The following is an 11,861-nucleotide window of genomic DNA, read 5'->3' as shown; positions in this document are numbered from 1 at the left end:
ACAATGTGGGGTGCCCTGCAATCAACTCACGAATGCGCACTTCGAAACGCCCTCGGCTGACTTCGCCGACCTTTAATCCATAGCCGCGCAGGATACCCCGGATGCTGAGCTCCACGTCGAGCAGCTTGGATTGCAGAAGCTTGCGGCCAACCAGGAGAGCCCGAGTGTCCTGGGCCGGCGGACGATTTGGCATGGACCGGACGATACCACCCCATGCGGAGCAGTTGCGCGATCCCCCGTGCATCCTTGCGGTCGGTCTTCACCGTCATCGCCGAAAGCGCCGCCTTCACATGCCGCGTTTCCAGCAAAACCACCTCATGATCCGCAGCAACGAGAGCCGCGTGTAGCCATTGGGACAACGGCCCCGCTTCAAGGCCGATGCGTTCTACCGGAAAGTCCAGTTGATCAAAATACCCGACCAGACATTCAGGCTCGCTGCCTACCTTGACCTCGCGAACCAACTTGCCCGTCGCGTCGACCACGCACACGCTGCTCTCTTTCAGCGAGACGTCGATTCCTGCATAATACTCCATGGCTGTTCCTCTCATGATGCTTGAGGCCGATCGCTCGGACCTCGTTTCCAAAAATCATCATTCTGAGGGACAGCCACCCAACTGGCTACTCATGAGACGCCGGCCCTTTACGGCATCTAAATGGAGGATCCAAACGCCTGATCGTCCACCCTTGTTTCCGCCGTATACCTACGCTTCGCTCCGCCATGCCTCCACGTGAGCTGTTCATGACGCTCACTTTTGTCGCCCATTACCGTCCCTGAGGACACATGATGGCTCTTCGACGGCGCAGTCGACGCCAGCATTACATGTCTTTGATCAGTCATGCCTTCTCTCCCTTCGAGCATGTGAGCCTTTCGCCTCTCATTGTACTGGCGCTCTGAACAGGCGCAGGTCCGGCGCGAACTCCCCACGGGACATGGATTACGATCAATCCGAGCGGAAACGCGTCCCCTCAGGTGCTCGAAGCACCGGAGGGCGATGGGCTCGCTCCCTACGAACGGCTTGGTCCGGGAAAGCTGCGCCAATCCAGACCGTTCCTTTTGGCGCACGCCAAGTTCCTCTACGCTTTACGTCCCGCCACACACGGCGAGCATCCAACATCGCAGGAGGTGGTACCGGTGGGCGACCCTCCGCGTTCAACCTGACATTCTCGTAAAGACCAAAGACATCAACGGAGGCGTCTACCCGCTCGAATGACGATGGTGACACTGGAAGTGGATGGCGCCGCCGCACCTCGACATTAGGCGGTAGGGGTCTCGGTCGCTTCGTGGCCTTGAAGGTGCTCGAATGTTGGTTAGGCCGACGTCGAGGCGAACTTCGAGTTCCTTGCGCGATCTTTCGCTGGCGTGTTTGTCGAAATAATCCGGATCAACGGCGCCGTCTTGGCGGGCATTCGGCTGGTCCAGGCATCGTCTAGCTTTTCAGTCCGAGATCGACGCGCCGGGCGGTGATCATTTCCGCCTCGTAAGGCATTGCAGCCAACCGCGTCTGATCGGCATGTTTGTCGAAGATCTCAAACAGGTGCGCCATTACGTGTGAGCACCCGGTTGTAAACATGGCCTTTTGAACGATCGTGTAGGAAAGAGCCCGATGCATGAATGTTTCGAGGTCAATCTGCTCGTGATAGACAAATGCCTCCCGCTTGACGTTTTGAAAGGCCGAGAGGCCCTTCAGTTCCCCGGTAAGGTCGATCTCCGAAAAACCGCCTCCCGGTGTCGAATGCCGGTGCCTCCGATAAGTCGGCAGCGCACCTTCAATCGCGGAAAGAAAATCATCGGCAAAAGCACTCCCCCGGTGGAAAGGTTTGTATTGAACTAACGCCAGGAGACCCCCCGGTATCAGGACGCGCTCCGCCTCCTGATAGAACACTGATCGATTAAATCGATGGACAGCGTTGGCGGCCGTGAGCAGTTGGACCGAATGGCCGGCGACGGCCAGATGCTCGGCAATTCCGTCCATATAGGTGACCGGCATTCCCGCAGGCGTCTGTGAGGCCGCATGCCGTCGCATGTCTTTGTTGGGCTCAATGGCCACGATCCGGTAGGCAGGTCCGAGGGCGGTGGCTATGCTGCGCGTAAAGAGGCCCGTTCCGGCCCCTACCTCGATGACCGTCCCCCCGGTCGAGTTCTCAAGCATGACCCACAACTGCTCGGCAACGGCTGAAGGGTACTCCGGACGGTACTGGTAGTAGTAACCAAGGCCATCGAAATCGTCCCATGGTCTGCGGACTCGGGAAGATGCAGCGTGATTTGCTGTCGTAGTCTCCCGGAGCATCGTCGTTCCTCCAAATTCCGAAATCCTTGGGAATGCGGTCGCAGTGAATGTCCGGGGAGCTCCGTGGTGATGACTGCGAGAGCTTTCTCAAGTGGTGCATCGTCCAGCGGGTTACTGAGACCTATCTGGATCGCCGCGGGCGGCGTCGGAATCCTGGCGCGTTCACCGCCATCCGGGAGGATTTCTCAACGAAAGCGACGTCGTTATTCTGACGCGTAGCTCACCGAGAATTCCCTAGGCACGTCGGAGGCTCCGCTTCAGGAAAGCGTCGGCTTCAAAAGAGTCGCCGTGACCGTGGCCCGCAACTTGGCGGTGACAAAAATACGACGCCTACCAGCTGGCGAGTTCTTTAGTCCGATCGCAAGAGCCAGTAGCGTTCAGCAGACTGCGTCCTCCACATTGAAAGCGCGCCCTGCGAAGCTCTCCATCCGGCGACGAACCAATCTAGACCGCGCAGGGCAACCACGCACCGGGTAGCGTCGTCTCAGCAAACATCATGCTCGACGCCCCAACTGCGATTAGACGAGCAAATCAAAACACAACGGCACCACTCGTTGGACCCGGCTAAACATAGTCTTCAGGACCACCGTCCCGCACAGTATCGAGTGTGAAGCAGTGGAACCCACCTCCAAAGAGCCGGCGGTGCCGATGGCGCACTGGGACAACTGTGAACTTGTGGCGCTCTAGCAGGCGAATGAGTTCTGGACTGGCTTCGTTCGCGATCACCATCTCGGGACTAACAGACAGCACGTTCATATCGATATACAGGCTGGTTAGGATAAGATCATCGCTCTCATAAATTGGGAAGTTATTCTCCTGAGGATCCGGAGCAACTATCAGCTCCCAATTTTGTAATGGCGCGGGGAGATAGTCTGCCACCCGTTCGGATCTTACGAGCAGTGTGCCGGGCCGCAATGCCAAGATCATGCTGTCGATGTGACTGTCACTCAACCGATCGATTCGGTGGAATCTGAAGCGCCCTTCGAAATGTCGCTGTAGCCAAGTGTAGGCCATCGCATGGTTCTCGGTTGAGACATTTACGAGGACATCTCGCCCAAGGCGGAGGCATTGCGCGCCATCAATCATTATTTCGAAGCCGACGTCGTAGGGCGAAGACTGCGGGTTCTTGATAGATTCCATCAGCCCTCCATCGGTCAGTTGCGCATATGAGGGATCAAACGATGAATCAGTCATGATCGGCCTCGGCATCGCCGACCACCGCGAACCTTTACGAAAATATTCAGCGAAGATCGGGGTCAGCAGCTGCGTTTCGAAATAGCGCGAGCGCATCATCGGCGCTGTTTCCACGATCTCGTCGCCGAGCACGAGGGACATGTCGCGGACATTCAGAGCCGGAATCACGGCGGCTCTCCAGGCGAGGGTTTCGATTTCGGTCGTAGACGGGTCTAATTCAAGAGGACGATGGACTTTTACCCCAAGTGACTGCAGGGTCGAGACAATTCCGTCGACGTCCTCGTTTAACTCTTCGACATATCGCTGCTTAATGGACAGTTGCTTGTGCCGAGATCCACTGTCCGTGGCAGTCACCGGCGCAACCCGTGGGTAATACCACTCGCGGCGACTCTTGAGGTTGTCAAGAAAGAAGTATTCGAATGAGAGTTCGCGTTCATGTGAAGTGTAATTCGCCGCAGACCCAACGATCACTTCGCGGAGATGCGACCATTCATCGTAGCTGTTGAGCTTCATGCTTTGACTCCTGTTTGATAGGCTTTAGGCAACACCGATCTGTATGCCAGCCGTCCGACGCTGCACATGCTAGTAAGCCTTGGCCAGCATCGAATTGGTAATCTCGCGGTTCTCCGCGTTGTAACCCACGAGCTAAGTCTTGGAGACTACCTAATATTATAGGTGTCGTAGTGCGAGTTCTTTAGTACGATGTCGGTGTCGCTCGTTGCAGCGCTCTGGTCACCTTCGCCTTCTCTGCGCCCTCGCTACACGCGCAAAAAATCGATGTGGTGCCGGAACCACTGATCGGAAGTGGCGCTGTTCTAGTCAGAGGGCGACCAGACGCAACGGCCTACTCAGCGGTGCTAGATATTATTAGGTCAGCACGAGCGTCACGCGCAGCAGTGAACGGCTGTAAAGGAGCCCCCATCGGCTTTTGCTTAGCTACCTGTTGGCCTTGAAGGTGGGGCTTGGAGCCATAGGTGTCTGGATCGGCATGTCAATCGGGACGACTGCCTGTGCAGCGCTCCTCGTCCTCCGTTTTATGCTGCTGGCGAGCAGGCTAGACCGTATGTTCGTGGGGTGAAGGTGGCCCGCCCCCGCGGTAAGCTGAATTCGGGGGTTGCTCTGGATAGGCCGGAGCCTTGCCCCACGCTTAGCGAAGGCGAACCATGAAAGACGATAGCGTAATTTTCATCGGCTTGGATACGTCGAAGCTGAAGATTTCGGTGGCGATTGCCGACGGAGCACGCAACAGCGAGGTGCGGTTTTTCGGCGACATCTCCTCGGAGCCGGCGTCGGTGGCGTCGATGGTCAACAAACTTTCCAGGCGCGGAGGCAAGCTTCACTTTTGCTATGAGGCCGGTCCCATGGGCTACGGCCTCTATCGCTAGATTGTCGAACTGGGGCATGACTGCGTGGTGGTCGCGCCGTCCCTGGTGCCCAAACGTGCGGGCGACCGGGTGAAGACCAACCGCCGGGATGCCATGAGCCTGGCGCGCCTGCACCGCGCGGGTGAGCTGAACGCGGTCTGGGTTCCGGATGAAGGTCATGAGGCGATCCGCGACCTGGTGCGGGCTCGCGAGGCTGCCAACGACCCGTTGAAGCAGGCGCGTCAGCAACTTCAGTCTTTCTTGTGGCGTCATGGCAGGATCTATACCGGCCGCACCCCCTGGGCGCGCGCCCATACAAGATGGCTGACATGCCAGACCTTCGATCATCCCGCCCACCAAATCCTGTTGGCGGAATATTGCCAGGCCATCGAGGATGCTGGCGTGCGTCTGGACAGGCTGACCAAGCTGGTTGTCGAAACCGCGGCATCCTGGTCGATGGCGCCGGTTGTGGCCGCCTACCAGGCGATGCGCGGCGTCGCGTTCATGACGGCGGTCACCTTTGTGGTCGAAATCGGCGATATCCGGCGCTTTGATAATCCTCGTCAGTTGATGGCGTATCTCGGTCTCGTGCCGTCGGAAAGCTCAACCGGCGAACGGGTCAAACGTGGTGGGATCACCAAGGCAGGCAACATAAGGGCGGGTCCTCATCGAAGGCGCCTGGACATATCGTTTCCCTGCACGTGTAAGCTCGACGATCCAGGCGCGGCTGGAGGATGCCAAGGACAGTTCGAGAGATTGCCTGGAAGGGCCAGGTGCGACTTTGCGCGCGCTATCGCAAGCTGATGGCGGCAGGCAAGCCGAAGGTCGTCGCGGTCACCGCCATTGCGCGAGAAATGGCAGCGTTCCTGTGGGCGATCGGGCAGGAGGTCGTCGCTCCCACAGCAAAGCCCTAAGCCGATAGTCAGCTTGAAGAGCAACGCTTAAGCGAATAATTGAAGTCATCTGCTGTTGGAAAAAGATGGAGGCAGGGCTCCGGTGGGGAACCCTCGTCAGAGCTATGTGGCGGATAAAATCCACGCCCGATCCTAGACCGAGGCAGCCCCAGACGAACACACGGAAATGCGGTATCCAACCCGCGCATAAGAGTATGCCAGCCGTCTTCTAAATGCCCCTGCCTCCTGCTTTGTTCAACAGCTTCACGCATGTGCTTTCGTCGTCAAAGCCGGAAAGGAAAGAGTCATGACTAAAGAGCTTGCAAATGAACATAAGAGCTCTTTAGCCTGCGTTATCTGCCGAGCCATGCCAAATTCCGCTCAACGAATATCGGCGCGGCAGAGTCGGACCTTCCGTCCTATTTGCCCCCTCGATGAGTTCCACGGTCGAGCACCTGCCTTTCTTGAGTCCCCTCAGCTCTTCGCCGGCATGGCCATGTGAGCAAAGAATGTACGGTCCGTCCCGTCCGTGCAAGGGGTCGCGACGCCGTAGATGACGATTCCAGTTGCGCAAATGTATCCGGGCTCTCGCAAGTGGACTGCGGTTTCAGCCAGGCCATGATGAGATCCGCGCACGCCGTTCCCAATAATGGTTCGGGCACGAAGCCCGCCTTTTTGCGCGGGGTTTGCGGTATGCTGATCCACTGTTTCGTCATCATTCGTCGCGAGCCTTGCAATCGAGCCGAGAGCATCAAGCGAAGGCAGGATCCCTGCGCTCGTGGAGCGCGCCCGGCTTGTTCAGAACGGCCCAGACGATGCGTGCCATCTTGGCCGCCCAGTGCGACGACGGCTTTGTTAGGATGCAGCCGAGTTTCAAGGCCGTCGAGCCAACTCCCCAGCCGATCGCGCGTCCGGTCGATATGTCGGAAACACCACCGAGCGCCATGCACCAAAGCTTCCGGACGTAGCGACTGCCGCGCTTGCTGATCCCCAGCGGTTGCTTTCGTCCGGTCGAGAATTGTGCCGCATCGCGGGCTTTGCGGAACTGCAATCCATCGCCGATAGCTGCCATGCGGTCGCGCCCAACGCATCGATCCCAGGGATCGTCGTCAAACGGCGAAAAACGTCTTCGCGATCGGCTATCGCCTCGATCTCCTTGGTGACTTGCTCTTCGAGGCGCAGGAGATCGGCGTATAAACCCAGCAGCAGACGCATTCTCTGGGTCGAGGGCGTGTGAAAACGCGGGTGCGTGACTGTCGATGACTGCTGCTTTTTGCGCGTGCGCTGACGGCACGCGGTGTCGGCCAAGCGTCGTCAGGCGGCGGTCACTTCCATCAGCGGCTTTATGCCGAAGATTTTGTTCATCCGCTTCATGTTGTAGGCGATTGCGATGAGCCATTTGCTTTCCCCTTTGAATTGCCCGCCTCATGATGAGCGAGGGGGACGGGGCGGACCATCCCATTAGGTGCAGCCAGGGCCACCTGTCGCGGATGGTCGCTCAAAAGATCTCGTGCACCGCCCCGATCCTGAATATCGCCACTGTGGACCGTGAGTTCGACCATCAGGCTGAGCGGCTCGACGATGATGTGGCGACTGCGATCTTGGGTCTTTTGGCCCATCCATTATGCCACCAGCTTTTATAAATAAACCATTTCTCCCGCGGAAGACAGAAACGTCGCCCTGGAACGGATCTGCGGCCAAGCCCTCGTGCACGATTAGAGCCAAGTCCTGCATGCCCTTGCGCATATCGCAGTGCCGGCTGGCAATCCACACTCTTACGTTCGAACAGATCGGGATCGTCGCCCCTCCAGCGCATCAGGCACGCACTAGCTAGAGGCATCAAGTCACGACCGACCGCACCCACTGGCCTCGTACAACATGGATTTCGATCGCACGAGACCGCAGCTCCGGGTGTTCCTTTTGCCGTGTCCGGCACCTGCTGAGCAGTACTTCATAACCGAGTGCCCATCGCGAGGAGAAGCGAGGCCCGAGTGAACGGCGTCAAAACGCCAGAATGGGCCAAGCTTGACAGAGCTTGATTTCAACACGCCGAGTAGAGAAGACCCTGGTATCTGCCAATGAAACCAAACGGTACCGTGTATTGAGATCCATCCGTCCCCCGCCCGACGCCTGTGTTCAGAACCAAACAGCATTAGGCGCTAGTATTACGCTGCCCAAGGGCGAAATCCCGCTCCTGCTCGTTGCATCCTCGGTGGCACGCCAATTGCGTGCACCATGCCACGACACTAGTTCAGTACGAACTGGTGATCGGGGTACCGACGCCCTCAGCGCGACAACCAAAGTGATACGTGATCTCACCAGATTGTCGCTCTACAGAGGCCAAATCCGACGACCCATCACGCGTTCACCCCAAGTGGCGCAATCCATTACGATGCCAGTTTCTCACTTCGCCCGACAAACTTGAAACGCGCAACGCTGTACCGGCCGTCGACACTGATGGGCACCTCGCCCTCGACGGTCGCACGGCGAAGAACACGGCGCTGGTCACCGTAATCCTTGGTCGCACAATGCATAGTTGCTCGGTTATCCCAGATCGCAACATCACCCTGCTTCCACTTCCAGCGGACCGTGTTTTCCTGCGCGACAATATGAGACTCAAATAGATCGAATAGCTTCAGGCCATCAGGTTTCGGGATGTCAACAAAATTTGCTACATAAGAGCCTAGGACAAGGGTGCGCTCGCCGGTCTCGGGGTGCACGCGTACCACGGGATGCTCGGTCTCGATCCTCGGGCCGGTAAGAGCCTCGGCATACGGCTTCTTATAAGCGCCGGGAAAGCTGTGAACAGCCCAGAGGTTGTCGGCAAGCCGTTGCAGTGGCAGCGGTAAGTCGAGATATGCGGCGGCCGTGTTTGACCACACCGTGTCACCGCCGGTTGGTGGGATCACAACACCTCGCAGCACCGAAATTTTGGGATAGGCATCCATGCAGGACCAGTCGACGTGCCAAATGTCGGCCTGGATATCTCTACGTGCGGAATCAATCTCGAGGATCGGCCGTGTACCCTCGGGATATGGCGACGGCTTCCCGAAACGAAGAGCAAAGCGCTCCTGCTCGGCGTCGTCGAGATGACCTTGATCGCGGAAGAAAATGACTTTGTGCTCAAGCAACAGGCTGTTTATCGTGGCGATGGTCTGGTCCGGCAAATCGGCCGACAGCTTGATGTTCCTGATTTCAGCGCCGATGCGCGGTGTGCATTTCACAACATCAGTACACGGAATAACATTATCGATTGTGTTCATTTCACCCATAGTGGCATTCTCCAAAGTTGCAGGATTCAACTGTGACATGAAAGCATTCATGGCATGGTGACCGATTGATCTAACGTACAATTCTGCTATCGTGCGTCGGCAGCTCTTGAGCGTCTTACAGAATGACTCCTATAGCTTGCTTCATAACGCCGCCTCCTGTTCGGACATGGGGGTAGTGCTACCATGTCTCCATTGCCACCGCACCTACCTCTCTTGATGGTTTGATCTCACCCAAGCGAGATTGGCGCGACGTCTCGCGGTCAAAAACCGCCGCTGATCACACGCCTGTCATCCACCCGATGCGCCGCGTCGACCGCGCGGCTACAGAGGCTCGAATCTTCGCCCAGCCCTCATCACTCACCCAGTAGAGCCCCTTCCGCATCAAGGCCTCCCGGATTCAGAAACCTTGAGTGTTTGGCCCGTCCCGTCTGCAAGGTTCAAGGTCTGGCCTCGGCTAAGATGGAGATCCGCATTCGCCCGGGTTTCGAAACTGCCGTTCGACTGTCAGGCCATCTTCCTATCACCGCCCGCAGAAAGGCGATCATCGGCTCAGCACCGGAGATTGCTCTGTTTCTATGCTGCCGCCTCCGACGGATCGAAACTGCGCCCACTCCTGAGAACGGCCCAGACGATGAGCGCGAGCTTGGCGGCCGGCGCGGCGGACGACGATGTTCTTGAGCGCCCTGCCAGGCGACGGGCCGAGTGGCGTCTCCTGAGTCAGGATGTGCGGCAGCACCGCTCGCGCGCCCTGGACCAGGTTCGTTCGCCGGTACCGGTTGCCACGTTTCGAACCCCTGGCAATACCGGGGATCGTCGATAGTCGACGGACCGCTTCGTCATCACGCGCCATCCGGTCGAACTCAGCGTGGAAGGCGGCATTCGTTCATCAAGGCTGCGCCACTCGGCGCGCAAGTCCTCGATCAGAGCGCGTATGCGCGAGGACAGTCGAGGATCGTCGTCATAGGCGGAAACCCCAAGCGCATCTTTCAGCTTGCGCCGGGCTTGAGCAACGACGATGCCCCGCTCCAGCAACAATGGGTGTTTGATCGGCGCCGTGCCTCCCCCACCAGGCGCGAGCGCGCCTGATGCAGCGCCTGGATGTCCGATCGCGCTTCACTCTTCACCGGCACAACCGCACCGTCGGCCGCGTTGCTTCTTCCGCGATGGCCTCGGGATCGTGGTCGTCGTTCTTGTTCGCTTTCACATCGGGCTGCACATCTTTGGGCGACATAAACCGGATCGTGTGACCCTGGCACCAAGTACCCACCCAAGGCGATGCGCGCCGCAGCAGACCTCCACCGCCACAATGCAAGGCTCTCGTCGAGCCCGACAGACTGCAGACGTTTTTTGCCAAGATCAATTCCGAGCATAAATATCGACATCGGTCCGTTCCCCTCTCCGTTCCAACAGAGCAACCTAACCGATCGCTCCCAGAGAGGGGCGGACCATTCCATAACCAAAACTTCGACGCAGATGGAACCCTGATTGAGTACACACCTCAATCAAGCACCGTGAGACTGCTTCTGTTCACGAGAAACTGCAAACGGTGTGATCGACCAACGGATCAAATTGACCGCCCGCTGGAGTATCGCCTCCGTCCGAACAAGGCTTGGTGAAGCGACTATCACGTGCCCGATCAAGTCTCGATCATCACCTTTCCTGACAATCGACATGCCGGGCTTGACATACAACTCGACCTCAGCCACACCAGTCTCGGCAGCCGCCCGGCTATCACCAGCGATCCAATCGAAGGTGCCGTCGCGATCAGGAACTAGGAATTGTGCGGCCGCCGTCTGCGAAAGGCTTATGGGTGAATCCCATTCCTCGCCTATCAAAAGCTTGATGTGCTCCGTGATAAGATCGACACCGTATGCCAGCTGGATCAGCCGCGGAGTGGAACACCCAGGAAGGCGCGGATTGACTTCAATGGCGAGTGGCCCGCGCTTCGTCCACCGCATTTCAATGTTCGCTGGCCCCCAACCAAGACCGAGAGCTCGTAGACAACACGACGCAGTGTCAGCGATCTCTTGATATCTGCGAACTGGCAGGGGCGCCGGAAAGATGCTTCTCTGAGCGAGAAAATGCGGTGGTCGGCCGAAGTCAACCGCGCCAATTCCAATGACCTCATTGCCCATTGTGTCAACACTATAGTGTGGCCCTTGTGCGAATTCCTCGATCAGCAGCCGTTGCCAAGACCTCCCGGCATCCTTGGCGCACAGCAGATAAGTCGCATGTTCAGCTAACTCTCTCGCATCGCGGCACAATCGAACACCGGTGCTTCCGCTGCCTGCTACTGGTTTAAGAACCACCGGCAGACCGATCTCCGCGGCAGATTTTTCGACGTCGTTTGCATTCTCGGCAATGCGATAGGCAGGAGTCGGCACGCCGGAACGTGTGAGGAGCTGACGTTGAGCGAATTTGTCAAAGCATGCTTCAATCGAGGCGGGGTTCGGGCCTGGCAGCTTGAAGTGCCAGCAAAGCTTACTGACTATTACATAGATGGATTCATCGCGCCCAGCGAAACCAGTAATGCCAGCAATGTTAAAGGACGACTGCAGCTGGTAGCATTCGCGTATCAAAGCATCGAGATTACCTGTGTCAATCTTGATGGCCTCAGCATTTCCAACCGCAAGGTATTCGTACTGAGTTGGATCAGCTGCCAAGGTAATTGGATGAAGACCAAGGCGCTGGGCTGCTTCCACGTACAGCGGGCCATTACTCCGATGACCTTCAATCAAGATAAGTGCTCTTTTTACCATCTGCATTTTCTCCGCGCTGCTTGCTCTAGAGGTAATCGCCGATCCTGGTGTTGTTGCCGATCTCGCATCTTCCGCCACAAGGGGCTCTGAT

General features: G+C 57.7%; 4 protein-coding genes and 6 pseudogenes. 1 reads left to right on the top strand and 9 read right to left on the bottom strand.

The genetic code is table 11. The features are described 5' to 3' along the window. The 3 genes and pseudogenes from A3C3_RS42100 to A3C3_RS0134160 form a co-directional block, all read right to left on the bottom strand. A pseudogene (locus tag A3C3_RS42100) lies at window positions 1–533 on the bottom strand (IS110 family transposase); the annotation flags it as partial. An 894-nt stretch (window positions 534–1,427) separates the two neighbouring features. Next, window positions 1,428–2,288 (bottom strand): class I SAM-dependent methyltransferase, encoded by an 861-nt coding sequence (locus A3C3_RS42865; protein WP_022719007.1) that lies wholly within the window; start codon window positions 2,286–2,288, stop codon window positions 1,428–1,430. Window positions 2,289–2,852: 564 nt separating this feature from the next. Beyond that, entirely contained in the window at window positions 2,853–3,995 is a 1,143-nt protein-coding gene (locus tag A3C3_RS0134160; protein WP_022719006.1) for an inosamine-phosphate amidinotransferase, read from the bottom strand. 650 nt (window positions 3,996–4,645) lie between these two features. On the opposite strand from A3C3_RS0134160, the pseudogene A3C3_RS44445 reads away from it, so the two are divergent. Further along, window positions 4,646–5,760: pseudogene (locus A3C3_RS44445) on the top strand (IS110 family RNA-guided transposase). A 730-nt stretch (window positions 5,761–6,490) separates the two neighbouring features. Here A3C3_RS44445 and A3C3_RS42090 read toward each other — a convergent pair. The 6 genes and pseudogenes from A3C3_RS42090 to A3C3_RS0134125 all read right to left on the bottom strand — a co-directional run. Next, a pseudogene (locus A3C3_RS42090) lies at window positions 6,491–6,951 on the bottom strand (transposase); the annotation flags it as partial. Between the two features lie 256 nt (window positions 6,952–7,207). Beyond that, a pseudogene (locus tag A3C3_RS47590) lies at window positions 7,208–7,355 on the bottom strand (IS5/IS1182 family transposase); the annotation flags it as partial. 31 nt (window positions 7,356–7,386) lie between these two features. Beyond that, window positions 7,387–7,512, bottom strand: a pseudogene (gene tnpB, locus A3C3_RS48785) (IS66 family insertion sequence element accessory protein TnpB); the annotation flags it as partial. Window positions 7,513–8,126: 614 nt separating this feature from the next. Further along, window positions 8,127–9,011 (bottom strand): TauD/TfdA dioxygenase family protein, encoded by an 885-nt coding sequence (locus A3C3_RS0134135; RefSeq protein ID WP_022719003.1) that lies wholly within the window; start codon window positions 9,009–9,011, stop codon window positions 8,127–8,129. Window positions 9,012–9,584: 573 nt separating this feature from the next. Then, window positions 9,585–10,393 (bottom strand): annotated as a pseudogene (locus tag A3C3_RS44435) (transposase). A 120-nt stretch (window positions 10,394–10,513) separates the two neighbouring features. Beyond that, window positions 10,514–11,770, bottom strand: coding sequence for an ATP-grasp domain-containing protein (locus A3C3_RS0134125; protein WP_028740239.1), 1,257 nt, complete (start codon window positions 11,768–11,770; stop codon window positions 10,514–10,516). Window positions 11,771–11,861 lie beyond the last annotated feature (91 nt).

It is taken from the genome of Rhizobium mongolense USDA 1844 (genome assembly GCF_000419765.1).
Classification (GTDB): domain Bacteria; phylum Pseudomonadota; class Alphaproteobacteria; order Rhizobiales; family Rhizobiaceae; genus Rhizobium; species Rhizobium mongolense.
The sequence above is the reverse complement of the archived record's forward strand: the minus strand, read 5'-3'. Positions and strand labels throughout refer to the sequence as shown.

Coding starts and splice junctions, on each gene's coding strand:
- A3C3_RS42865 (WP_022719007.1), bottom strand. CDS start 2,288: ATGCTCCGGGAGACTACGACAGCAAATCACGCTGCATCTTCCCGAGTC.
- A3C3_RS0134160 (WP_022719006.1), bottom strand. CDS start 3,995: ATGAAGCTCAACAGCTACGATGAATGGTCGCATCTCCGCGAAGTGATC.
- A3C3_RS0134135 (WP_022719003.1), bottom strand. CDS start 9,011: ATGGGTGAAATGAACACAATCGATAATGTTATTCCGTGTACTGATGTT.
- A3C3_RS0134125 (WP_028740239.1), bottom strand. CDS start 11,770: ATGGTAAAAAGAGCACTTATCTTGATTGAAGGTCATCGGAGTAATGGC.